Origin of the sequence: Dorea sp. AF36-15AT, assembly GCF_003477705.1 — a bacterium.
Lineage (GTDB): Bacteria > Bacillota > Clostridia > Lachnospirales > Lachnospiraceae > Claveliimonas > Claveliimonas ammoniilytica.
The window spans coordinates 96199-122093 of record NZ_QUDV01000002.1 but is presented as its reverse complement, the minus strand read 5'-3'; the positions used below and the strand labels follow the sequence as shown (position 1 = coordinate 122093).

Sequence of the window (25895 nt, the reverse complement as noted above, 5' to 3'; positions counted from 1 at the left end):
ATCAACCTACCTTGCCTTTGTAATGGCATCTTTCTCTATATCTCTGTGTTCAATCTTCACACCGTAGTCACCTTCCGACTGTTCCAGTGCGCCATACAGCGCATTGGCTATCGTAACTGACCTGTGCTTGCCTCCGGTACATCCGATCGCAATAACCAGCTGTGTCTTACCTTCCGCTATATAATTCGGAATCAGGAAACTGATCATATCCGTCAGCTTACTTAAGAACTGACCGGTCTTCTCATTCTGCATAACATAGTCCTGCACTTCCTTATCATTACCGTTCTTCGGTCGGAGTTCTTCTATATAATAAGGGTTAGGCAGAAAACGTACATCAAAGACCAGATCTGCATCACTCGGAATACCATACTTGAATCCAAACGAAAGCACTGTAATGTACAGATTCTTGTACTGCTTATCTTCCACGAAAATGCTGGTGATCTCACGTTTCAGATCCCGTATCAACAGTCTGCTGGTATCCAGAATATAATCCGCCCGATTCCGCAATGGCACAAGTAACCGTCGTTCTTCGGCAATCCCCTGGTCCACGCGTCCGGTTCCTGACAGCGGATGACTTCTCCTGGTCTCTTTATAGCGCTTAATCAGTACATTATCCTTTGCATCCAGAAAAAGCACTTCATAAGCCACGTTCCTCTCATCCAGCTGATCCAGAGCTTCACCCAGATCACCAGCTCCATACCGACTTCGGATGTCCATCCCCAGAGCCACTTTATCAATAGAAGAATTCGGCATGGACAAAAGTTCTGTAAGCTTTGGCACCAATGATACCGGCAGATTATCCATGCAAAAATAACCCACATCTTCCAACATTTTCAATACGGAGCTTTTCCCCGCTCCCGACATTCCTGTAACGATAACAAATCTCATTCCTAAAACTCTCCCAGTCTCTTAACTTCCGGCTCCAGTGTCACACCAAACTGCTCCCTGACCTTTGCTGACACCTGCTTCATCATTTCATCCACCTGCGCAGCTGTCGCCTCACCTGCATTGATCACAAATCCACAGTGTTTCTCTGATACCATGGCATCGCCCACGCGAAATCCACGCAATCCTGCATCCTGCACAAGTTTTCCCGCAAAATATCCTTCCGGTCTCTTAAAGGTGCTTCCGGCACTTGGATATTCTAATGGCTGTTTAGTCACTCGCTTCTCTTTCAGTTCATTCATCAGTGTACGAATAGCTTCTTTCTCGCCTTCCTGCAGTTCAATTTCTGCACCAAGTACCGTATAGCCTTTCTTCGCAATGATGCTGGTACGATATCCAAGTTCCAGATCATCTTTCTCAATCACATGAATCTTATCATCCTCATCCAGTACTGTCACGCGCACCAGTACATCCTTCATCTCACCACCATAAGCACCCGCATTCATCACGCACGCGCCGCCAAGTGTACCTGGAATTCCTGCTGCAAATTCAAATCCGGTAAGTCCTGCTTCCAATGCTGCTCCTGCAATACGTGCCAGAGATGCTCCCGCTTGTGCACGAATCACATTTCCTTCTACCTCTACCTGACTCATTTCTTTATATAACTGTATGATCACACCTCGATAGCCCTGGTCGGATACCAGAAGATTGCTTCCGTTTCCTATTATATAATAAGGTGTCTGAAACTCTTTACAAATGCTGATCACCAGCTCTGCTTCTTCCCACGAAACAGGTATCACAAAATAATCGGCCGGACCTCCGATCCGAAATGTCGTATGCTTTTTCATTGGCTCATTTATGAGCACTCTGTCCGCCGGAACTGCCTCACATAATCTTTTATATAAAATCTCGTTCATTGCATTTACCCCGCTTTTTTATTCATTGTAAATCATACACTAAAAGGATTGCAATGTAAAGTAACGCCTGTCAAATCGCCACTTCTACACTTGCATTATTCCCAGAAATAAGGTATATTAATTCCAATGTTATGTACAGCAATGCTGTACAAATTTTAATCACAAGAAGGAGTGAACATATCATTGGACTCGAGTGACGTCATACAGTTGATTATATTGCTAGTATTACTTTTTCTCTCTGCATTTTTTTCATCCGCAGAGACCGCAATGACCACCGTCAACAGAATCCGAATCCGCAGCCTTGCTGATGATGGCAATGCGCGGGCAAAAACCTTACTAAAAATCACAGATGATCCGGCGAAGTTCTTAAGCGCCATCCTGATTGGCAACAACATTGTGAACCTGTCTGCCGCATCACTGACCACCTCCTTAGCTTATGGGTTGGGCGGTTCTATGGTAGCAATTGCCAGCGGTATCCTTACCCTGCTGATCCTGCTCTTCGGCGAGATTACACCAAAGACCATGGCCACGATACATTCCGAGAAGATTTCTCTTCTCTATGCCCCGGTCATCAGTATTTTTATCCGTCTGATGACTCCGGTAATCTTCATTGTCAATGGCCTGGCCAATATTATTCTTCGGATCATACACATTGATCCGAATGCCAACACAAACGTGATGACAGAGAATGACCTGCGTACGATCGTAGATGTCAGCCACGAAGACGGCGTGATCGAATCAGAAGAAAAGGAAATGATCAATAACGTATTCGACCTTGGCGATGCCAAAGCAAAGGATGTTATGGTGCCACGTGTACACGTGACATTTGCGGATGTGAACAGTACTTACGATGAACTGATCGATATATTCCGGGAAGACAAATTTACCCGTCTCCCGATCTTTGAGGACACCACCGATAACGTCATCGGCACGATCAATATGAAGGATCTGCTGTTATATGATAACAAAAAAGACTTTCATCTGCGGGACATCCTCAGAGAAGCATATTTCACTTACGAATATAAGAACATTTCCGAACTTCTCCTGGAAATGAGAGAATCTTCATTTAACATCGCCATCGTTCTGGATGAATATGGCGAGACTGCCGGACTGATCACCTTAGAAGATCTGCTGGAAGAGATTGTAGGTGAGATCCGAGATGAATATGATGATAATGAAGAAGACTTCATCCAAGAGATCGGACCACATGAATATCTGGTAGAAGGCTCTACAAATCTGGAAGAGATTAATGACCGCTTAGATCTTGACCTTTCTTCCGATGATTATGATTCCGTAGGTGGACTGATCATCGAGCATCTGGATCGTCTTCCGGAAGCAGGCGATGAAATCACTACCGAAGATGGCATCCGCATGATTGTCGAAAAATTAGATAAAAACCGAATCGAGCAAGTACACATGTATCTGCCGGAGCAAAAAAAAGACGAAGAAGCAGGCGAATAACGCCTGCTTCCTTTTCTTACTTCTCAATATTCTTCTCTTATTCCTGTGATTCTTCTTGATCATTTGTCAGATGGAATTTATCCAGTACATAGAAAATCAGGCTCAGGATCATGGCTACCACACATGCAAGTACCATACCTGTGAGCTGTACATCTCCAAAGTTCACAGCAATACCTGACAGACCCGTTACGAATACAACCGATGTCAGTGTCAAGTTACGCGAACGACCATAATTCACTTTGGAATCTACCAGAATACGGATACCGGATGCTCCGATCATACCATATAACAGGAACGAGATACCACCGATTACCGGTCCGGGAATTGTCTGGATCAGCATAGACAGCTTACCGACAAATGAGCAGATAATAGACAGCACTGCCGCACCTGCGATCACACGCACACTATACACCTTTGTTACCGCCATTACACCGATATTCTCACCATAAGTAGTGGTCGGCACAGAACCGATCAAACCTGAAAGCATGGTAGAAAAGTTATCTCCGAACAAAGATCTGTGAAGTCCCGGATCTTTCAACAGATCACGGCCAATGATCTTACCAGTGACAACCTGATGTCCGATATGCTCCGACGTAATAACCAGAAGTACCGGAAGTATCATCAGGATCGCGCCCAGATCAAACTTCGCCATCTGGAAATTTGGAATCGCAAACCATGGCGCTGCAACTACCTGCGAGAAATCCAGAATACCACAGCACAGCGCTGCAATATATCCTACGATAACTGCGATCAGGATCGGGATAACAGAAAGGAATCCACGGAATAATACGTTGCCAAATACTGCCACGCCAATCGTTACCATGAACACGATTACATTTTTCATATCGATCTTATCATCCAGAAGTCCTGCATTGCTGGCCGCAGAGCTTGAAAGCTCCAGTCCGATCAATGCTACTACCGGTCCCATCGCTGCCGGCGGAAGCACAACATCTACCCATTCTGTTCCACATTTGTAAATAATAAACGATAATACACATCCACAGAATCCTACAGCTACGAATCCTCCCAGTGCATACGAATATCCCATCTTGCTGATAACGATACCCGCCGGTGCCAGGAAAGCGAAGCTAGATCCCAGGTATGCCGGAGCCTTACCCTTTGTTACGGTCATAAAGATCAATGTACCCACACCATTCATAAACAGTACAATTGCCGGATTAATGCCGAACACAAACGGCACCAGTACGGATGCACCGAACATTGCAAACATATGCTGGATACTCAGTGGTACAAGCAAATTAAAAGGCACTTTATCCTCGACCTGGATAATTTTACGTTCTCCCATCTCATTTCCTCCTCATAAAAGTATCTCAATTTTTTATCTCTCCTATTGTAGCACATAACCCACTCTCTGCATATGGAAGATTTTCTGTACAGGAAATAAAATTATCTTCTTTTCTTCCACTATTGTTTCAAAAGAACAGTCTGATATCCGTCCCGTTTCAATCTCCGCTCCATCGCTACTGCCTGATTCATATCTGTATATCGTCCCACCTGCACTCTCGCATATGCGCCGGAATCATCAATATACGCCGGATAATCCTGCTCCAGTAGTTCACCCAGCAAACGCTCTGCGTACATACGGTTGCGAAATGCGCCTGCCTGTACCCGATATTCCGGCTCAGGCTTCAGATCAGGAGCGTGCTCTGTATCTGATCCAGGATCTGTTTCTGATTCAGATATAAGACTGTTATCCCTCAAGACATCCAATATTCCATCCGAAATTGCCAATGCAATGTCATTAAAATTCTCATCAAACAACCGATTATCCACATCCGAATTAATAAACCCTACTTCAATCAACACTGCCGGCATCTTTGTCCGTTTGAGCACCACAAGATTCGGTCGTGCCTTCACTCCAAGGTTCCGGAATCCTACTGCCTCAAGCTGCTGGTTGACCGATTCAGCAATCTCATATTTCAGTCCAGACAGATCATACACCAACGATTCCACTCCAAACGCTGTATTATCCGACGGAAAGGAATTGCGATGAATGGAAATAAAGAGATCTACTCCTGCTTCATTTGCTTCCATTGCTTTCTCATAAGGAGTTTCGTATACATCCGTTGTACGAGTATACTCCACATCAATTCCGTTATTCTGCAGATTCTCTCCCACTGCCAATGCAAGTCTGAGAGTATCATCCTTTTCCTGTCGTCCATTGTATACTGCACCCGGATCACGACCTCCATGACCGGCATCCATCATAATTGAATAAGCCATATTTACCATATCCTTTATATCCACTCTATATCAGAATATGCCACAACATCGGAAATGCTAAAAAGCCCGACTGTTCCTTCCGAAACAATCAGGCTTATGTACTGTAATCCTCTGGTTTATCACGAGATTCTTACTGATTATTTATCACCATGGATTTTTCTTTTCTCGATATCCATCAGCATGTTCACACGTCTCTCATGCTTTCCGCCCATGAATTCTGTATTCAGCCACTCATCTACGATCATCTTAGCTGTCTCGATACCGATAACTCTTGCTCCAAATGCAAGGATGTTGGTATTATTGTGCTGTCTGGAAAGTTTAGCTGTATATGGCTCGCTGCAGACAACTGCACGGATACCTTCTACTTTATTAGCAGCCAGAGAAATACCAACTCCTGTACCGCAGATCAGGATACCAAGATCCACATCACCATGCGCTACTGCTTCACCGACCTTTTCTCCATATACCGGATAGTCACAGCTCTCATTAGAGTCTGTTCCGTAATTAACTACTTCATACCCTTTCTCTTTCAGATATTCTGAAATCTCATTCTTCATATCTACTGCAGCATGATCATTTCCAATTCCTATTTTCATAATTTCCGTTCCCCTTTCTGGACTTCAAAGGTACTACGTAATACCTTTTCATTTTTCACTTCTTATATTATAATAAATATCGATCTTAATCAACAATTTATTCGAGGTATCTTATTATGATAAAATTAATTGCAAGCGATATTGATGGTACATTACTTACCAATCATGGACAGATCGTTCCGGAGCGGACTGCTGATTTAATTCGCCGTCTCATCGATAAGGGGATATATTTTACCGCCGCAAGTGGTCGGCAATACAGTAATCTCCGCCGAATGTTTGACCCCATCAGCGAGAATATCTGCTATGCTGCCGAAAATGGCTGCCTCTGCGCACACAAGAATGAAATCATCAGCAAAATGTATCTGCCACAGGATATCTGCATGGATATTATTGATGCAATCCACGATTTTCCTGATTGTTACGGCATGGTTTCCGGAGTAAATACAAGTTACATAGACACCGACAATCCGGAAATATATGATCTGATCAAAAACACAAATAAGTATAACGTTACAAAAGTGAAGGATCTCAAAACAGATGTCCCAGAGCCAATCCTGAAAATTGCCGTCTGCGACCCAAAGCATGGCACAACACGCATCGGACCACATTTCGGTAAACTATTCCACGGCGAAGTGCATGCTGTGACTGCCGGTCTGATCTGGGTAGACTTTGTTGGAGATAACGCCAACAAAGGTCTTGGATTAAAAGCCATTCTGGATTACCTGCATATCGATCCATCTGAGTGTATTGCATTCGGCGATCAGTTGAATGATATCGAAATGTTAAAAGTTGCAGGAACCAGCTATGCCATGTCCACCGGCATGCCCGAAGTACGTGCACTTGCCAACCATATCACAGACTGTGTGGATGACGTACTCGAAGAAATCCTTCGTACTCTTTAATCTATACATAAGGCCATAATTAATCAAACGTTTTGATTAACTATGGCCTCATTTTCCTTATTATGATCTATTTAAATTATTTAAGAACATGTGATGCAACTCCCCAGACTGCCAGAATAATGCCAATACCACGATAAAACTTCTGATGTTTCTCGGTTGTATTCGCATAAATATAGGAAGTCTTTGGACTAAATACCAATACGAATCCGAGTACCATAATCAGATTCATTAGTGCCTCTGTATAATCCATTCTCTATTCCTCCTCACAAGCCAATATCTTCTTGTATATATAACCAATGCCAACTGCGCCCAGCGTAATACCCGTCACCAGCTATCCGTGTACTAAAATGCACCAGCTCCCGGTATCTTCGGTTGATAACGCATATCCGATACCGTATATACGGTAATAAATGCCTTCGAATCAAGCTTGTTAATATAATTCATCAGTTTCTGATATTCATTCTTATCCACAATGGTAATGATCTCATGTCTCTTTTCCATGTTGTAGGCCCCGATCGACTCATAAATTGTTGCTCCACTGTGTAGTTCATGGAGAATAAATCTCCGTAGTTCTTCCTCATGTTTCGTAATGATGCAGACTCGCCGTTTCAGATTCTGGCCAAAGATAAAATGATCTACCACAATGCCATTAAAATATGTGCCAAGGATACTTAATACGACCGTCTTTTTATCATAGACCAATGCTGCCGAAAGCGCCACACACATTCCAGACAAAGACATTGCTCTGCCAAGTTCAATATGCAGATACTTATTCATAATCTTTGCCACAATATCCAGTCCGCCGGAAGATGCATTCATATTAAACAGAATGCTGAGTCCTACACTGACTACTAATACATAGCACAGCACATCCAACTCCTGACTGTTCGTCAGCGATTCGATATTCGGAAATATTCTCTCGAATATTCCGATAAACACTGGCAATGCAATACTGGTATAGACCGTTTTCATACCAAATTCTTTCCCGCAGGTAATAAATCCGATGAGCAATAATACCACATTCAGAATCATCGTAATTACCGACAACGGCAACGGTATAAAATTCGTAAGTATAATTCCAAGACCGGAAATGCTACTAACTGTTGTATGACTCGGTACCAAAAAAAAGTATACAGCTGCTGCAATAATTGCCACCGCTCCTGTTAACGCAAAGACTTCCCCAATTACGCCTTTATATGTGAGTTTTTTCTTCATTTCCCCATTCCATCCTATCATAACATTTGATATATATTATACCGTATGGGAATCATCTCGTACAACAATTAGTTATCCGAATTTGTCTTTGAATCTTTAGCAGAATCCTCTCCAGACGATGACATCTCTCCCGCACTCTCAATCTGCGCTTCCAGACTGGCGTTCTTCTCCCTTAATTCAGCCATCTTACTGTTCAGTTCCATATTCTCTGAATACACTTCTTTGTAAGTACTACGCAGCATATGTAACTGGCTCACAGATATCACAAGCAGTACAGCAAGAACCACGATTGCAATATTCTTCCAACCAATCTTAGCAATCTTTTCCTTCATAGTTCAAACCTCCCATGCCTCACTCTCTATTGTGTAGAATATTATAGTGCAGATTATCAGGAATGCCAAGTGCATTTTACTGATTTAACAAGGCTTTATGTTCGAAATATATATTCTGCCACTAGCATTTCAATTTTACCTTTTACACTTTTCTAAATCCAACCGCTTAGGCACTATATAAATTATATATAGGATAATCTTTCATTTCCTGTTGTTCACTTTCCGACATCTGTTCGTATATTTTTTTGCTTCTATCTTATTTTCTAAAAGTACTTCCCTACCAAAATTTTCCATATTATTTTCACACTTCATTTTTATCAAAAAATTAATTCCCTCTTTTTCCAATATCCCCAATCGTTTTTTTATTTGCATTCTATTAATTGTATATATATTTTTTTCACCAAATCTATCTGATAGATCTTTAAATAATTTTTCTGCAATCCTTAAGAAATTCTGATCATGCCTAGCATCATTATCGTATGCATGAATCAAATTAAGACCTGCCTTATTCATCATCTCTTCAGTCTCGTCATTAATATCTGCATCAGCAATTTGTTTTTCAAAAGATTCTATATCGTATTTATAAAGCTTTTTCATCATATTTCCGTCTAAATGAGCAAATTTTGGAATTTGATATTGTTTTCCATTTTGACCTTCCATAAATACTTCATATTTGTCTGTGTAGATTGCATTAACTATATCATTTTCCCCACCTATATCATTTTTAAATATAACAATCGGTACATATTTCTCATCCATTACTAATTTGAAAGATTCGGCACTTTCTATAAGAGAATTCCCTGGCTCATTCTTTTTTAAGGAAATAAGTCTTACAAATTGTCTCATTAATTCCTCCGGGATTTCATTAAACGGCCTTAAATATTCTACTCCAATTTTCGACAACATTTCTTCTATTTCTATATAAAACTTTAAATCTTCACATGCTTCTTTAGGAATTTTTAGATTTGTATATGGAAATTTACATTCTCCAATTTCAATTTGATTATTTTCCAACAAAGCCAATAAAAACTTTGCGTCATTTTTTATTATTTTCAAATCTGTTTTTGGCTTAAACGTAAAGCGATATTCACTCATATCAATTTTCAAATTATCACTTGGATATATTATTCTTTCCCCACTCGCTCCAAGTTGAATTCTATATGATTCATAGTATATGCATCCACCAACTCCCAATGGTTGTTCGATTTTTTTCATTATAAAATTAATTTTTCCACCTTCCCACTCTATTGGAATAACAAAAGATGTTCCATCTACTTTAGTGTAAAAACTCACATCACCTGAATTAAATCTCTTCAGAAAATCAATCTCATTTTTCGCGCCAACAACAGATGCTGTTATTGTTTTTATTTTTGACATATCTGCTCTTTTTATTGCATTTTGAACGAGTTGTTCATGTCCAAATCCTTGCTTTTTACTTTCATTACTAAATTGCTTTATAATACAATAAAAAATATCTGCTTGCTTTTCCAGTTTAGTAAATGGTATATTAATGAACTCTTTGTTTTTTCTCTTTTCTGCCTGCTCTAAATAATATTTCAATTTCGTTGGAAATAATGAATTATAAAAGATTTCTTTCTTCTTTCCATCTTCGGACATAAATATTTCGAAATACATTACACCTCTATCCCTAAAATATACCCTCAAATCTGCTATTGACACACTATACGTTATACCCGTTTTGTTAATATATTTTTTATCTCGATCTACATGTCCTTTTATTTGAACAGGTACTTTATCGTCAAAATTTTCTTTATCTTGTTTTCCGTTCTGCTTTTTATAAATCCATATATATCCATCCCAACTCATTTCCTTGTCCATGGAATTAAATTGACATAACATTGTCTGATGATCATTAACAATATCAGAAAGTGCACTTATTGCACGATCTTCTATTTTTGTATTAGAAACCAATCTATATGCACTCCTTTCAATTTGCATCGGATAAGAACTACTCGCTACTATTACAATTTCTTCGCATATTCATAGATATGTTTTAACATTCCACTCCTACTTTCCACGTCAAATTCAGTTTGCATTTTATCACCAAATCTCATATATGTATTGAATCCAAGCATATATACCGCCATTGCCATAGACAACTCAGCGTTTTCATCACCATATAATGATGCTACTTTTCTCAATTCATCGATAACTGTATCATGTGGTACTTCAACACCACCTTCTTCATTTACAACAGATTTGATTACCTCCGGCAATGCCATACACATCTTATAAAATGCATCTTCTTCACCAGTGAGAATTGCATAGAACTGATCCATACTCACACGGCGAATCAATCTATGCTGTACATTTTTCCCATCGACTTTTGTTGACCATTTTATATTCTGTGATTTCTTTGCAATTGCTTCAACCAACAGACACGCACAATCATCATCTTCCAGAATCTGACCTTGCATTTTTATATATGTTTTTGCGGAGGATGCAGAATTCATAGTGTTGTGTTTGTTCTTCATTTCCACGTATATTGTATGTACAATATCTCCATCTGGCATTTCTATTCCATCTGGATTTCTATAAATAACATCCCATCCTGCCTGCGGAACTTCACATCCTTTGAAATAAGAAAAAATATTCTGATGGAAATATCCTATATCATTATTATTAGACTTATCTCTCTGACGGAAAATTTCGTTATTCACAATTTCTTCCCAACTCGTACGATACACCGACTTATCAAAGATCAGTTTAATCGGATCGATCAAATTGCTGTTAAAACGTTTCAAGTCATATGATTCCAATTTTTCTCCATATTTCATAATAGTTGCACGTACATGATTCTTGAAATCTTCTTCTGATATAAAATCCAAATCCCATGCCATTTTCTTTACCCCCTCTAATGATTTGTGTATTTCTAATCCAATTTCACATGCCAAATTCACCGGAACCGCATTCCCAACCTGCTTATACTGAGACTGAATACTTCCACAGAACTGCCATTCATCTGGAAACGTTTGACATCTTGCATTCTCTCGTACAGTAAAAGGCCGTGCTTCCAATGGATGACATCTTTCTGTCTGCTTTTGTGAAGGTGATGTCAGTACTGTCAACGAAGGTTCATCTAAACTCATTCGTCTCAAAATTCCTGTTCTTCCTCCTCCCATATCCCAACAGCTTTTCATATATGCCTTTGCAATATCAGGATCAATATCTCTCCAATATCCGCCTGGCGGAACCAATTCAAATATTTTTTTCTTATTTTCTCCATATGGCACCCCTGGACCATCTGGGCAGTCTAACAAAACATCTCTTAAAACAGGCTTATACTCATGCTCCTTGGGGAAGGAAAAAGAAATTTTTTCTACCAAGTCATTTCTAATTCCAATAGTAATTAATCTTTCTCTTTTCTGAGGCGCCCCATAATTCCATGCATTTAAAACTTTTTTCTGTATTGTATAGCCTGCCTGCTCAAAGATATCTGTAATTGTTGTATACGTTCTTCCTTTATCATGTGTTAGCAAACCTCTCACATTCTCAAACAAGAACATTTTAGGTTGTAATTTTTGCAAAAAAGTTGCGTAATGATAAAAAAGTGTTCCTCTTGCATCCTCAAGTCCAAGTCTCTTTCCTGCATAGGAAAAAGATTGACAAGGTGCTCCTCCAGATAGCAAATCCAGTTCTCCTTTTTTTATTCCAAAATAACTTTCCAGATCCAAACAAGATATGTTCGCTATATCATCATGAATAACCTTCCATTTTGGTCTATTGGTCTTCAATGATTCTGCAGCATCTTTATCAAACTCTACCAACCCTAATGGTTCAAATCCCGCTTTTTCTATTCCTAATGCCAACCCGCCTGCGCCAGCAAATAATTCTATGGTTGTAAAAATAGTATCATCTATTTTTTTATCTATATTTAAATCGCATAATTTATCATAACAGCTTGTCATGAGACTTCCTCCAAATTTCAATTACGTACCTTTTTATTTTATCATATCAAAAATAATGCAACAAGCTTTTCGCTCTCTATAACTCTAGCTATAAATCTATCTTCTCATATTCTTCTCTCTATTTTCGATTCAATTTCATCTATAAGTTTATGATTTATAAATACAAGAAAACCCCGGAATCATATGATTCCGGGGCAACTTACAATTCAATATTTGAATTAATCAAAGATTACTCGATGATTGTAGCAACACGTCCTGATCCTACAGTACGTCCACCTTCACGATACTTTAATCCCGTTTTACCTCATATTTTTTATGGTTTTCTCTCCAAAATACAGTGAAAAACGGCTGAATTGCACCACCTATTTTGATTTGCCTGATTTCTTGGCACCGTTTTGGCACCGGAGAATACTCAAACCGATTTTCTTCTGTAGATACTAGATACTTCTCTACCAACTTTATATTGCACCGGTAATTTTTAACTGTTATAATCGAAACATGGGTGCTACCATAACGGTAGGCGGTTAGTCCTTCTCCAGAGGGACTGTGACCCTCTGATTACATAGAAACCTGTAAAGGAATCCATTGGAAAGGAGGGCTAAGCCAATGAGTATTATTGACTTCATAGCAGTAGTGAGCTTCGGCTTAACCTGCTTTAGTATCGGATATACATTAGGCAAAGATAATCATAAAACACAAAAATAACCGCCCTGGTCTGGTAAACTAAGCGGTTATCTTTGATGATATTCTAAATAGTAAAACGGACTAACCGTCTATCGGTAGCACTCTTTTTCTATAATCATATTAGCACGCGTCTGTGGAAATGTCAAAAATTTTCTTCTTTCTCAACTATATCTATTTCCATACATTTTTACAACCTATTTCAAGTGTTCCTCAAAAATTAATTCGAGTTCCTTATTCCCTCTCAAGAATTCATACTCTTTCTTATTTTCAATTTCCGAATACAATTCACGAACAAAATTTTTTCCAACTCCCGAAAAGGCTTTTCCCTGTGCAGTATCTTCATACCTGTAATACAAAGGGGATTGTGTCATATTCCAAGGCTTCTGTGATTCACTTAATAATTGCTTAATTAACTGAACACATTTTTCTACATCTTTTCGATATCCAGCAATCAGCAGATATGGCACTGTGTTGCCGTAATTCCATAGTCCAAACAACGATATCATGTGATCTGTAATCTCAGCAATTCTCTCTGCTTTATCATGATTTTCTGTTTCTTCTTCCATTTCAATTAACTTATACAAGTAGCTTTGAATATTGACAACTGCCTGTAGCAGTTTCCCTTCCAGGAATAACGCAGCAGTGTCTGTTCCTTCCTGATGTGCTAATACACTTGTTTTCATAATCGTTGCATCAATTACAGTATCAGGAATTTTTTTCAAAAGGGCATTTGCTTCTTCATATTTCTCCATTTGGACATATTTTGTTGCAAGTATAAAAACGCTTGAATTTCTCACTCTTTCATCCTGACTGTCTGCTGTTCGTTCCAGCCACTCAATAATAGCTGTATTATATTCCATTCGTTCTTCGCCATTAAGATCTGACAAAGTCAAAGATCCGTTCAGAACGGTTGCGATCGTATATATTAATAAGTCGCAATGAGGATACTCCTGTATTTTACGAGATGCCATCTCGAAAGCCTCTGTAAAGCTGTCCAATGAAACTTCCGAAAGTTCATTCACAAATTGTCCAATCTCTTTTTCGGTCAATTCTTCACGAAACGAAAACAATTCATTCATATCAATTTTCAATAATCGTGCCAAAGCTGGAAGTAATGAGATATCCGGATATGTATTTCCCTTTTCCCATTTATTTACCGCAGGAGTAGAAACACCCAGATAATTTGCCACCTGTTCTTGTGTTAATCCCTCAGTTTTTCGATAGTTTTTTATCTGCTCACCAATACGCATTGTTCACACCTCCTGTCCTTATTTCCATTATAGCGTTCCCAATACATGTTTACAATTGAGCCTTTGTTTACTTATTACTTTCTTTTTTTAACTTTCAATTAATTTTCTCTAATATTTATATCATCAGCAACAAACTGCCCACAAATTTAAGAACGGGCTACTAACCCTCAAACGACAGTGCATTACATTGCATCAGCTAAACCAACCTTGTTATCCTGAATCACCACTCCTTCATCTTCGCTTCATGCCTATTTTTCATAATTTGCAACTGGTATATAATGACAGGGATTAGAAAAATCACAGCAACTATGCCTAAAATAACAGACCGATTTACGGTAGCAAATGCCACGAGCATAAGCATTAATAAAAGCCAGGGATTTCGCAAATTACTGTAATAATTTGCCCTATCTTCATAGGACGTATGAAGTTCAAAAGGTTTTCCATCATTTTCTTTTTCTACAATCAGCAATTCCCTGTTAAATGTTGTAGTGTTTGTTGCAATACGACCGCCAATTTCAGCCCACGGACGCCAGCGAACTTTACCAACAGAATAATTAAGATTGATATTTTTATAGAATACGGAATATCCCATTTCTTCCAAGAAATCATGGTAATCTTCAGCATTAGCTTTTGATTTTTGTCCTATAAACTCCACGCAATATTGAACTTGACCTGGCTTACATTTTTCAAATTCATAGAGTAATTTTCCCGTTCGAATAAGGCGATAACCTTTTTCAGCCATCTTATTCAGCCAGTTTTTCTGTACCGTCAATAGCCCGCCAAAAAAACGATAACACTTTTTGCTCATAATGTACCTCCTACAATTCCGCTTGCAATACCTACAAGTTCACGAAGTCTGATAAGTTCTTTTTCAGCTATCTCCTTTCCTTTTACAGTGATAAGATACTCTTTTTTTCTACCTTCACTATCTCCGAAAAGCTCAATCCATCCCTTTTCCTGCATTGAATTTAATGCACCATATAAAGTGCCTGCTCCCAATGAAAGCCGCCCACCTGTTTTTTCTTCAATGAACTGCATGACAGCATATCCGTGTTTAGGTGAGTAGAGTGAAAGCAAAATATAGAATGTCACTTCTGTGAGTGCACCACTTTTCACATTATCCCTCATAGCATCCCCTCCTTATTACGGTTACTGTAATAACTATATCAGTAACCGTAATAAAAATCAAGAGATGTGAAATAAATCTTAATAAGCCGGATAGTATTATGCTTTTCCTGTTCAGTCCTTTACAAACAATACTTATATATAAAGTATTTCTCTCAACACCATTTCTTCTGCACTAGCTTTTATATTATTCATCAGTCTAACCCACTTCGTCCGATTCTGTACCTTTAATTCTTCAGTTACGCCCTGTTTTTCTGCCATCTGTTCCATAAGCATTTCCACCTGCTCTCTGCTCTCCTGATCAATCTGATTCAGGTGTTCCGTCAGCTTTCCAGTCAACAACAAATATTGATATTTTGCTAATCTGTGTTCCTTCAGAAACTGTTTCCTCAGCATTCCATATTTCCCATATATCGGTTCTTCTTCATTCAATACCAAATCCGGCAAATAATAATCTCCATGCAAAGTATAGCTTAATCCGTTCTTTTCATCATAAATGTGTGTTTCCATAATCTTATCTCTCCATTTCTCTGTTTTTTGATTTAGTTTTCTTACGCTGCTGATTCTCCATCTCGCTTTTTTTCATTCCCCATGCCAATCTTTCATGAATATTTCCCTTCGGCATTTGTTCCATCCGTCGCTTTTCTTCCAGGACTTTCTCGTTTTGAATATCCTGCTGTACTGCTGTATCTCCAGTTTCTATTCCAAGAACACGCACAACACGATCATACCTATCAGAAACACCTTGTAATATATCTTTTTCTTCCGACAATTTCTGATTATCTTTACGTATATCATCCAGTTCTCTCTGAATAGCATTATATTTTTGTTTCACCTTTTGATATTTTCTCTTCCAACCTTCCACCTCTTTCGTGAGTTCTTTAACCTGAGCCGCCATTACAGCAACCTTATTCTTTATTTGAAGAAACAGTGGTTTAATTTTTTTATCTCGATAGGTTACTGCCCGTTCTAGCGTGCCCGCCTCCGGCAGTAACATTTTAACCGTTCCATATTCTTTGATTTCTTTGCTCACACTATCCATAATCGGTTGTAGCTGTTCTCTGCGATCTTCCAGGCTTTTTAGTTCTTTTTCTGCGCTCCCTGCCTTTTGTTCTGCTTCTTGCTTCGCCTTGATTGCCTGTTCCTTATCGTCTTTTAAATTCTGGATATCTGCTCTGGATTCTGCAATTTGTGCTGTTAATTCTTCTTTTTCAGCAGTTAGATGCTCTTTCTCCTGCTCCAATTCCTGTACTTCCTTTTTCCGTTCTTTTTTCTTGAAGTTATAGACATCCAGATGTTCCTCATGAGTACCTTTCTGTTCCCATTCAATTCCATACTGCTTTGCAGTCTCTGCCAGAACTTCTTTTTCATGATTTATCCACTGATTCAGTTCCGTATCATGCTTATTTCCACCTTGAAATCCAAGACTTTTTAATGCCTGTTTCAGTGAAACTCTGGTATCCATTCCTTTTCCTTTCCAACCCGTCACATAAGGAATAAAGTCAATATGGAGATGTGGAGTAGCCTCATCCTGATGCAGATAGCAACTAAATACCCGAAGTGTCGGATTCCGTTTCTGGAAATCTTTTACATACTCATCCAGTACGTTTACAGCCAGATCTCCTGCTTCTGTTCCAACAGCCATATCTTCTCGGTTTCCAATCTGGAAAATCACTTCATGGAACAACTTTTCCTGTTTTCCTTGGCGAATCTTTTCATAATAATTTGTAATCTGCCGATCTTTTCTTTTCCCGACATTATACCGTTCTACAGCTTCATCAAACAGCTCTTTATAGACTTCTTTCAGATTCTCATTCCGGTAACAAATATTTAATTGCACTCTGTCTGAATCAACATTTTCTGCTATAAAATCTCGTCTGTTATGAGCCAGAGACCCTGTCCCGATCATACCACTGATTGTTCGTTTCATCGTCATATTCCTCACCCCGCTTTCTAAAACCAGTGCCAGACATGGCACATAAATTTGTATCTTTGCCAGCTATAGTATAAAAAGAAATATTCGCCGGATACGGCGGTTTTGTTACTTTTGTCAAAAGTAACGCAAAAGCACTTTCGACAGCCGTACCGTCCATCAAAAGTACCCTTGCGCCCTCCGGGGGTACAGAGACCTTTACTCCGGTATCCTTGCCCGAATATATTCCAAATCACCACAATACGGTGTCCCTACAAGATACCATTCTCTTGCAGGATTCATTTCCATTCTGGTCTGAACCCATTCATCATCAAGCAACACTTCCAGGCATTCTCCACAGTGAAATCCTGTATCAATCCATAGATCTGATGATAATAATCCATATCTTTTGTTATGACTGTTATATCCTAATCTTCCTTCTCTCATTGTGCCAATCTCCTTTCATCTACCGTTTCCGCAGGGGTGCCCTGAATCAGGGCTCCCTTTTGAAAATTCTCTTCTACGCCAGTCAACTCCCGACTACACCTTACCAACATTCTCCTTGTCTGCTATCTACAGGTGCGTGACACGCTCCTGTAATAAAGTGTTCAGAAAGAACCTTTACCATCGAAAGTTCTCCGGTATTCCCCGTCTGTCCAGATATTCCTGCCGGAACTTTTCTCTTTCTTCTTCCGTTGGTGCTGTTTTGGATTTGCTGTATACTTCACGATTCACCATTGCATCCAGTTTTTTCTCCAATCCCAACCGGATTATTTCTTCGCCATCGTAGTTATCCATCAAAAAATATTGCAAGAGCTGAAAGAATAACTCGTATGGAATCTGTACACTTTTATTTTGCATCTGTTCTCCTTTCAAGATAGCAAGATTCCCTCTTCTTAAGAAATGGTAATCTTGCCATCTTCCATTTTTATTCTGGCAACATCCAATACCATTGCTTTCCACGTTTTACGGAATCAATTTCAAGTTCCCGTTTGGCGTTCCATAGCGTTTTACTTTTGATTCCTCTGGCTTCTGCTTCTTCTGCAATTTTCTTCTGAGTCATTCCTCCATTTGCCAGTATCTCAAGGAGAAATTCTTTTGCTTTCCGACTTTTCTGTCCCCTTCCGTCTCCATTAAGAAGTTCATCGGCACTGATATCATATTCTCCAATCCATTCAAACCCATTATTCTTATCCAGTCTGAATGCAATGGACGTTCCTTCCGGTGCAAGAGAACTCTTCGTATGACATACCACTCTTACTTCCGGTTCATCTTTCACTCGCCCGACAATCAGAACACTTCTTGCAGCAGCCTGAAAATCAATGGATCCAAGTCCTCGATAAGAAGATTTGCCGTTGCTGTTTTTGTTCATATGACCGATTAAAATGACTGCACAGTGATATTTTTCTGACAGCACTGCGATACGCTTCATCAGTGGTCTGATCTCATTTGCCCTGTGCATATCTACGTCCGCTCCCAGAAAGCCCTGTATCGGATCAAGAACAACCATTTTTGCTTTTGTCTGCACGATTGCTTCTTCCAATCTGACATCTGCCATTGTCAGTGGCTGGTCACTGTCATCAATCACCAGCACCTTTGAACAATCTGCACCTGCAGCAAGTAATCTGGGTTTGATAGTATCTCCAAGTCCATCTTCTGCTGTCTGATAGATTACATTTACAGGTGACACAGAAGACTGTTCCTGCATATTATCTTCAGCATCTAAATCTTCATTCTCACTATCGACTTCATCACTTCGTTTTTCTTTTGTTTTCGTTGTATCAGTAACAGGAAGAATCGGCTCTCCTCTGGTCAGTTTTGCAATAATCTGAAGTACCATCGTTGTCTTGCCTTCTCCTGGATCTCCCTGTATAATGGTCACTTTTCCATAAGGAATAAACGGATAAAGCAGCCATTCTACCTGTTCCACCTCTACTGAATCCATATTGATCAGTTTCAGTTTTGGTTCTATTCTACAATTCTCAATTTTATTTTTTTCATTCATATTCATTCCATCATCTCCTCTTGCCCTTCCGGGCAAGTCTCTGATAAACAGATATTCGGGAATTGTCGTATTTCCCGATTCGTGATATACTGAATCTGCCAAGATGGTATATCAGTGAATCTGATTATCAGAGAACTTGCTCAGATTATTTATCTGGGCTTTTTCTTTTGCCTTTTCAACATTCATCTCTTTCTTCTCCCAATCCGGTAACAGCATTTCCATTTTCATTATCCAGAAGATTTGCAATCTTTCTCTGCTGATTTGGATAAAGATGTCCATAAGTGTTCAATGTGATACGAATATCTTTATGACCTAATCTGTCCCGAATCAATAACGGTTCCACACCTTTCTCAATAAGATAAGCCACATGGCTGTGCCTGATATCATGCACTCGAATTTTCTTCACTCCTGCCAGCTCAATCTGCCGTTTCATCTTATGCTGTACCGCTTCCTGAACAACCGGAAATAATCTTTCTGTATCCGGCATTCCGTAATGACCATCTACAAATTCCTTAATTTCCTCTTTCAGAAATTCCGGAATTTCGATTGTCCGAAAGGACTGTTTTGTTTTCGGTTCTGTGATAATATCCTGCATTCCTGTCCGGTAATAAGTCTTATTGATACTAAGCCGATTCTTTTCAAAATTGATATCAGCTTTTGTAATCGCAAGCAGCTCCCCGATCCTGCATCCAGTCCAGAACAACATCTCAAACATAAGATAATATCTTGTTCCCGTCTCCATTGTCTGTATAAACTGTTTGTACTCGTCCAGTGTCCAGAAGTTCAAACTTCTCGAATCTGAATTTCCCATTCGTTTCACTTTCTTGCATGGATTAATCGGCAGATCATAGATTTTAGCTGCATGTGTAAACAGGCTGGTCAACTGATTCTGTATCATTCTCAAATAAGAATCTGAATATCCTTTCTTCTGTATTTCATTCTGCCACTGAATAATCTGCGAAGCCTTGATCTCACTCATCATCTGATTTCCAAAATATGGAACTATATGCTGTTGCATCATATATCTTTTATTTTTGATTGTTCGATCTTTCAGATCATTTTGTTTGTCTGAAAAATAAATCTCAATAAAATCGCTCAGCTTCATATCCATACTTCGCTCATTGCTCAACTTTTTGCTTCGTTCAAACTCCAATGCTTCTCGCTTTGTTTCAAATCCACGCTTTCTGCGTTTTTTCTTCTCACCCATGACATTTGTCTCAAACCACTGGGCTGTCCATTTTTTTGTGTCTTTTTCTCTGTAAGCCATATTGATCCTCCCTAATTTCCTGCTATTTCATAGCCATACATCTTTTTTGCCCAAAACGCCTTTGGTATTCTTCCAGCCATCGTAATATATCCCTGTGCAGATAATTCTTTATTCATAGCTTTCACCAGTTTATAGGCATGAGATTTTGAGCAGTTTAATTCCTGTGCCACTTCATCAGCACTCATCATATAATTGTAACTTGCCATATTGCCTCCTCCTTTCCTCTCCAGATATAGAATACGTTTACTGTATTTCTATATCTGTACGATTTTCGTAAATTGATAATATCATGTATTTCTATCGTTGTCAATATTTCGTAAACACATTTTTACGAACTTCGTACACTATTTTTTCTTTATTTTTTTCCACGTCTGTGTTATGATATTTTATAGATTTATGTTTTTCGTAATTTTCTAATATATGAAAAAGGAGGATTCTATGGGTGACGGTAAAAATTTAAAGAAATATCTTGATGAAAAAGGCACAAATGTCCGCAAAATTGCAAAGGCAACCGGAATCAGTGCTACAACCTTATATTCAATTATTCAAAAAGATTCCAATATTCGATTTGATTTTGCATTAAGACTTGCGAATGAATTGCAAATTGATGTGAATGAGATATGTTCTGCCAGTCCATTTTCTGGCACAATTAAGGAAGAAGAGATTTATCCTACACTTCCAGACGGTTTGAACGGAGCATTAGACGCAAGTCGTGTAAAGACTTACTTAAAAAATTCTATGTATCCGCTGATGTACCTTTTCGGTAAGAACAGTATGCCTGATGTAGATAATCTGCTTACATCGTTCTATCAGCTTGATGATGAATCCAGACAGGAAGTTGTGGAAACTATCCGTCTGAAACTACAATATCATCGTGATCCGGAACGTGCTGAACAGATCAAACAGATCAAAGGCTGGTAAAAAATTACTCCTGTGAATAGCAAACATTCGCAGGAGTTTCTTTTTGGCACCGTTTTGGCACCGCTGGTCTTATTTTTCAATTATAAATTTATCTGTATTTCATCTTGCTGATAAATGTTTCGCTATTGCAAATCTGATAAATTTACGAATAATTCTTTTCTTAGAGTACAGAAAAACCCCAGAAACACAAGGTTTCTGGGGTATCTTACGTTTGGACACAGAGTGTACTCCTGACACTCAATTTATATCAAGTTATAATTACTCGATGATTGTAGCAACACGTCCTGATCCTACAGTACGTCCACCTTCACGGATAGCGAAACGAAGACCCTGCTCCATAGCTACTGGGTGAATCAGTTCGATTGTCATCTCTACGTTATCTCCAGGCATACACATTTCAACACCTTCTGGAAGGTTACATACACCTGTTACGTCTGTTGTTCTGAAGTAGAACTGTGGACGGTAGTTGTTGAAGAATGGAGTATGACGTCCACCTTCGTCTTTTGTCAGAACGTATACCTGACCAGTACACTTTCTGTGGCATGTTACGCTGCCTGGTTTAATAAGACACTGACCTCTTTCGACGTCTTCTCTCTTGATACCACGAAGCAGAGCACCGATGTTATCACCAGCCTGTCCTTCGTCAAGGAGCTTACGGAACATCTCGATACCAGTTACAGTTGTCTTCTGGATCTCTTCTTTAATACCAACGATTTCAACTTCTTCGTTGAGGTGGATTGTACCACGCTCTACTCTACCAGTTGCAACAGTACCACGTCCTGTGATAGTGAATACGTCCTCGATTGGCATAAGGAATGGCTGATCTGTAGGACGCTGTGGGTCTGGGATGTACTCATCAACAGTATCCATCAGTTCCATGATCTTGTCGCCCCACTCTGAGTGTGGATCCTCAAGAGCTTTAAGAGCTGATCCCTGGATGATTGGTGTGTCATCGCCTGGGAATTCATACTCGTCAAGTTTCTCACGGATTTCCATCTCTACCAGTTCAAGAAGCTCCTCATCGTCTACCATGTCACATTTGTTCATGAATACTACGATGTAAGGAACACCTACCTGACGTGAAAGCAGGATATGCTCTGAAGTCTGAGCCATAACACCATCAGTTGCAGCTACTACAAGGATAGCTCCATCCATCTGAGCAGCACCAGTAATCATGTTCTTAACGTAGTCAGCATGTCCTGGGCAGTCAACGTGTGCGTAATGTCTCTTAGCTGTCTCATACTCTACGTGTGCTGTAGAGATAGTGATTCCACGCTCTCTCTCTTCTGGAGCTTTATCGATGTTCTCGAAATCTACAGCTGCATTACCTTCTACTCTCTCAGACAGAACCTTTGTGATTGCTGCTGTCAGAGTAGTTTTACCATGGTCAACGTGGCCGATGGTACCGATATTACAATGTGGTTTTGTTCTTTCAAATTTAGCTTTTGCCATTTTGAATATCCTCCTTATTCAATTGCCTTCTCAGGCTTTTTTATTTTTTCATGTTAACTCGGCTAATTTTGATTATATTTCAAAATGCCCAGTTTTTCAAGCCCTTTCCATACTTTTTAAGCACAAAATACGCCTGTTTTATTATTTGCTCTCTTTACCAGATAAGATCTTCTCCTGAACTGACTTCGGAACCGGCTCATACTTCTCGAAGAACATTGAGTAGTTACCACGTCCCTGTGTTCTGGAACGAAGGTCTGTAGAGTATCCGAACATTTCTGAAAGCGGTACGTATCCACGTACAATCTTTCCACCGCCCAGATCATCCATACCTTCGATACGTCCACGACGAGAGTTGATATCACCGATAATATCTCCCATGTACTCTTCAGGCATGGTTACTTCTACCTTCATGATAGGCTCGAGCAGTACCGGAGCAGCTTTCTTCATAGCATCCTTAAATGCAAGGGAACCGGCAATATGGAATGCCATTTCACTTGAATCGACTTCATGGTAAGATCCGTCGTATACGTTAGCATGAATACCAACTACCGGGAATCCTCCAAGAATACCAGACTTCATAGCTTCCTCGATACCTTCACCTACAGCTGGGATATATTCCTTCGGAATAGCACCACCGACAACAGTAGATTCAAACTTAAACAGTTCTTCACCGTTGGCATCCATAGGCTCAAATTTAACTTTACAGTGTCCGTACTGTCCACGTCCACCTGACTGTTTAGCGTATTTGCTGTCAACGTCAACTGCCTTAGTAAATGCTTCTTTGTACGCAACCTGAGGAGCACCCACATTAGCCTCTACCTTGAACTCACGCAGAAGTCTGTCTACGATGATTTCCAGGTGGAGCTCACCCATACCAGCGATGATTGTCTGACCTGTCTCGTGATCTGTATGAGCACGGAATGTCGGATCTTCTTCTGCCAGTTTAGCAAGAGACTCACCAAGTTTACCCTGAGAAGCCTTAGTCTTAGGCTCGATAGCCAGCTCGATAACCGGCTCTGGGAATTCCATAGACTCAAGGATTACCGGATGCTGCTCGTCACAGATTGTATCACCTGTTGTAGTGATCTTAAATCCAACTGCAGCTGCGATATCTCCTGAATATACTTTATCCAGTTCCTGACGTTTGTTAGCGTGCATCTGAAGGATACGTCCTACACGCTCTTTTTTATCTTTTGTTGAGTTATATACATAAGAACCTGAGTTCATAGTTCCTGAATATACTCGGAAGAATGCAAGCTTACCAACGAATGGGTCAGCCATGATCTTGAATGCCAGAGCTGAGAACGGCTCATCATCAGATGAATGTCTCTCAACTTCATTACCATCCATATCAGTTCCCTTGATAGATGGGATATCTGTAGGAGCTGGCATGTACTCAAGAATAGCATCCAGAAGTTTCTGAACACCTTTATTTCTGTAAGCACTACCGCAGCAAACTGGTACTGCTGTACACTCACATGTAGCTTTACGAAGAACTGCCTTAAGCTGGTCTACTTCCGGAATTTCGTCTTCCAGATACATCATCATAAGTTCGTCATCCAGTTCGCAGATCTTCTCTACGAGTTCTGAACGATACAGTTCAGCATCATCAGCCATATCAGCCGGGATATCTGTGATAGAAATATCATCACCCTTATCATCATTGTAGATGTAAGCTTTCATTTCCATCAGGTCAATGATTCCCTGGAAATCATCTTCTTTACCGATTGGCAACTGAAGAACAATAGCGTTCTTACCAAGTCTTGTTCTGATCTGGTCTACTGCATTGTAGAAATCAGCACCCAGGATATCCATCTTATTGATGAATGCCATTCTAGGTACATTGTATGTGTCAGCCTGACGCCATACGTTTTCTGACTGTGGCTCAACACCACCCTTAGCACAGAACACACCAACAGCGCCGTCCAGTACACGAAGTGAACGCTCTACCTCTACAGTAAAGTCAACGTGTCCCGGAGTATCGATGATGTTGATACGATGCTCCTTAGCACCTGCCTTTGGCTTGCAGTTTTCCTGCAGAGTCCAGTGACATGTGGTAGCGGCTGATGTGATAGTGATACCTCTTTCCTGCTCCTGTTCCATCCAGTCCATGGTAGCAGTACCTTCATGAGTATCACCAATTTTATAATTTACACCGGTATAGTAAAGAATACGCTCTGTAAGTGTAGTCTTACCAGCGTCAATATGCGCCATAATACCGATATTCCTGGTTCTCTCCAATGGATATTCTCTTCCAGCCATTATTGCCTCCTAAAATTAGAAACGATAGTGAGCAAACGCCTTGTTTGCTTCTGCCATCTTGTGCATATCTTCTTTTTTCTTTACAGATGCGCCTGTGTTGTTCATAGCATCCATAATTTCGTTTGCAAGTCTCTCTTCCATGGTCTTCTCGCCTCTCTTGCGTGAGAACATGGTCAGCCAACGAAGTGCAAGTGCCTGTCTTCTGTCTGCTCTTACCTCGATCGGTACCTGGTATGTTGCACCACCGATACGTCTTGCTTTAACCTCGAGTACTGGCATGATATTGTTCATAGCCTCCTCAAATACTTCGATTGCCGGCTTGCCTGTCTTTTCTTCTACTCTTGCGAATGCACCGTATACAATCTTCTGAGCTACGCCCTTCTTACCATCTAACATGATGTTGTTGATAAGCTTTGTAACCACTTTGTTGTTGTACATTGGATCCGCTAATACGTCTCTTTTCTGAGTATGTCCTTTACGTGGCACGGTTCTTCCCTCCTTAAATATATTGATTTAATTCATAGGTACTCACATGT

General features: G+C 39.8%; 26 protein-coding genes. 3 read left to right on the top strand and 23 right to left on the bottom strand.

Annotated elements, in window-relative coordinates; all coding sequences use genetic code 11:
* Positions 1-6: 6 nt before the first annotated feature.
* Both rapZ and murB read right to left on the bottom strand, forming a co-directional pair.
* Positions 7-888, bottom strand: coding sequence for an RNase adapter RapZ (rapZ, locus tag DWZ93_RS04690; RefSeq protein ID WP_118452117.1), 882 nt, complete (start codon positions 886-888; stop codon positions 7-9).
* A gap of 2 nt (positions 889-890) precedes the next feature.
* The gene (gene murB, locus DWZ93_RS04685) at positions 891-1802 is read right to left on the bottom strand and encodes a UDP-N-acetylmuramate dehydrogenase (protein ID WP_118452116.1); all 912 of its coding nucleotides are present in this window, start codon (positions 1800-1802) and stop codon (positions 891-893) included.
* Between the two features lie 183 nt (positions 1803-1985).
* Here murB and DWZ93_RS04680 point away from each other — a divergent pair, with 183 nt between their 5' ends.
* Positions 1986-3263: an HlyC/CorC family transporter gene (locus DWZ93_RS04680; RefSeq protein ID WP_118452115.1), complete on the top strand. Its 1278-nt coding sequence runs from the start codon at positions 1986-1988 to the stop codon at positions 3261-3263.
* 37 nt (positions 3264-3300) lie between these two features.
* Here DWZ93_RS04680 and uraA read toward each other — a convergent pair whose 3' ends face one another.
* From uraA to rpiB, 3 genes are all read right to left on the bottom strand, one after another.
* Positions 3301-4569, bottom strand: coding sequence for a uracil permease (gene uraA / locus DWZ93_RS04675; RefSeq protein ID WP_118452114.1), 1269 nt, complete (start codon positions 4567-4569; stop codon positions 3301-3303).
* A 119-nt stretch (positions 4570-4688) separates the two neighbouring features.
* The gene (locus DWZ93_RS04670; RefSeq protein WP_118452113.1) at positions 4689-5507 is read right to left on the bottom strand and encodes an N-acetylmuramoyl-L-alanine amidase; all 819 of its coding nucleotides are present in this window, start codon (positions 5505-5507) and stop codon (positions 4689-4691) included.
* 137 nt (positions 5508-5644) lie between these two features.
* Complete coding sequence (rpiB, locus tag DWZ93_RS04665; RefSeq protein WP_118452112.1) at positions 5645-6103, bottom strand: ribose 5-phosphate isomerase B; 459 nt, start codon at positions 6101-6103, stop codon at positions 5645-5647.
* Between the two features lie 116 nt (positions 6104-6219).
* Here rpiB and DWZ93_RS04660 point away from each other — a divergent pair, with 116 nt between their 5' ends.
* Positions 6220-7005, top strand: coding sequence for an HAD family hydrolase (locus tag DWZ93_RS04660; protein WP_118452111.1), 786 nt, complete (start codon positions 6220-6222; stop codon positions 7003-7005).
* 76 nt (positions 7006-7081) lie between these two features.
* Here the strand turns inward: DWZ93_RS04660 and DWZ93_RS14700 are convergent, their stop codons facing one another.
* The 15 genes from DWZ93_RS14700 to DWZ93_RS04580 all read right to left on the bottom strand — a co-directional run bounded on the left by DWZ93_RS14700 (position 7082) and on the right by DWZ93_RS04580 (position 20930).
* Complete coding sequence (locus tag DWZ93_RS14700; RefSeq protein WP_158574281.1) at positions 7082-7255, bottom strand: hypothetical protein; 174 nt, start codon at positions 7253-7255, stop codon at positions 7082-7084.
* A 92-nt stretch (positions 7256-7347) separates the two neighbouring features.
* Entirely contained in the window at positions 7348-8220 is an 873-nt protein-coding gene (locus DWZ93_RS04655; RefSeq protein WP_118452110.1) for a YitT family protein, read from the bottom strand.
* Positions 8221-8288: 68 nt separating this feature from the next.
* Positions 8289-8552: a hypothetical protein gene (locus DWZ93_RS04650; RefSeq protein ID WP_118452109.1), complete on the bottom strand. Its 264-nt coding sequence runs from the start codon at positions 8550-8552 to the stop codon at positions 8289-8291.
* A gap of 201 nt (positions 8553-8753) precedes the next feature.
* Entirely contained in the window at positions 8754-10484 is a 1731-nt protein-coding gene (locus DWZ93_RS04645; RefSeq protein ID WP_118452108.1) for a hypothetical protein, read from the bottom strand.
* A 50-nt stretch (positions 10485-10534) separates the two neighbouring features.
* Positions 10535-12481, bottom strand: a complete 1947-nt coding sequence (locus DWZ93_RS15310) for an Eco47II family restriction endonuclease (RefSeq protein ID WP_330421722.1) — start codon at positions 12479-12481, stop codon at positions 10535-10537.
* Positions 12482-13359: 878 nt separating this feature from the next.
* On the bottom strand, positions 13360-14415 hold the full coding sequence (locus DWZ93_RS04630; RefSeq protein ID WP_118452107.1) for a helix-turn-helix domain-containing protein: 1056 nt from the start codon (positions 14413-14415) through the stop codon (positions 13360-13362).
* Between the two features lie 220 nt (positions 14416-14635).
* Positions 14636-15223, bottom strand: coding sequence for a DUF2812 domain-containing protein (locus DWZ93_RS04625; protein WP_055056226.1), 588 nt, complete (start codon positions 15221-15223; stop codon positions 14636-14638).
* Positions 15220-15543, bottom strand: coding sequence for a PadR family transcriptional regulator (locus DWZ93_RS04620; protein ID WP_055056227.1), 324 nt, complete (start codon positions 15541-15543; stop codon positions 15220-15222). Before DWZ93_RS04620 ends, DWZ93_RS04625 begins: the two co-directional genes overlap by 4 nt.
* 132 nt (positions 15544-15675) lie before the next feature.
* Positions 15676-16050, bottom strand: a complete 375-nt coding sequence (locus DWZ93_RS04615) for a TnpV protein (protein WP_004850581.1) — start codon at positions 16048-16050, stop codon at positions 15676-15678.
* A 4-nt stretch (positions 16051-16054) separates the two neighbouring features.
* Positions 16055-17470, bottom strand: coding sequence for a plasmid recombination protein (locus tag DWZ93_RS04610; protein WP_243061116.1), 1416 nt, complete (start codon positions 17468-17470; stop codon positions 16055-16057).
* A 201-nt stretch (positions 17471-17671) separates the two neighbouring features.
* Entirely contained in the window at positions 17672-17899 is a 228-nt protein-coding gene (locus DWZ93_RS04600) for a DUF5348 domain-containing protein (protein ID WP_118452105.1), read from the bottom strand.
* Positions 17900-18073: 174 nt separating this feature from the next.
* The gene (locus DWZ93_RS04595; RefSeq protein WP_004850590.1) at positions 18074-18313 is read right to left on the bottom strand and encodes a hypothetical protein; all 240 of its coding nucleotides are present in this window, start codon (positions 18311-18313) and stop codon (positions 18074-18076) included.
* 67 nt (positions 18314-18380) lie between these two features.
* The gene (locus DWZ93_RS04590) at positions 18381-19463 is read right to left on the bottom strand and encodes an AAA family ATPase (protein WP_055247529.1); all 1083 of its coding nucleotides are present in this window, start codon (positions 19461-19463) and stop codon (positions 18381-18383) included.
* Between the two features lie 169 nt (positions 19464-19632).
* The gene (locus DWZ93_RS04585) at positions 19633-20724 is read right to left on the bottom strand and encodes a site-specific integrase (RefSeq protein WP_118452104.1); all 1092 of its coding nucleotides are present in this window, start codon (positions 20722-20724) and stop codon (positions 19633-19635) included.
* An 11-nt stretch (positions 20725-20735) separates the two neighbouring features.
* Positions 20736-20930, bottom strand: coding sequence for a hypothetical protein (locus DWZ93_RS04580; RefSeq protein ID WP_004850599.1), 195 nt, complete (start codon positions 20928-20930; stop codon positions 20736-20738).
* 232 nt (positions 20931-21162) lie between these two features.
* Here DWZ93_RS04580 and DWZ93_RS04575 point away from each other — a divergent pair, with 232 nt between their 5' ends.
* Positions 21163-21645: a helix-turn-helix domain-containing protein gene (locus tag DWZ93_RS04575; protein WP_008790928.1), complete on the top strand. Its 483-nt coding sequence runs from the start codon at positions 21163-21165 to the stop codon at positions 21643-21645.
* A 258-nt stretch (positions 21646-21903) separates the two neighbouring features.
* Here the strand turns inward: DWZ93_RS04575 and tuf are convergent, their stop codons facing one another.
* The 3 genes from tuf to rpsG all read right to left on the bottom strand — a co-directional run bounded on the left by tuf (position 21904) and on the right by rpsG (position 25845).
* Positions 21904-23097 (bottom strand): elongation factor Tu, encoded by a 1194-nt coding sequence (gene tuf / locus DWZ93_RS04570; RefSeq protein ID WP_118384149.1) that lies wholly within the window; start codon positions 23095-23097, stop codon positions 21904-21906.
* A gap of 141 nt (positions 23098-23238) precedes the next feature.
* Positions 23239-25359, bottom strand: coding sequence for an elongation factor G (fusA, locus tag DWZ93_RS04565; RefSeq protein WP_118452103.1), 2121 nt, complete (start codon positions 25357-25359; stop codon positions 23239-23241).
* A 15-nt stretch (positions 25360-25374) separates the two neighbouring features.
* On the bottom strand, positions 25375-25845 hold the full coding sequence (rpsG, locus tag DWZ93_RS04560; RefSeq protein ID WP_199665892.1) for a 30S ribosomal protein S7: 471 nt from the start codon (positions 25843-25845) through the stop codon (positions 25375-25377).
* Positions 25846-25895: the final 50 nt, after the last annotated feature.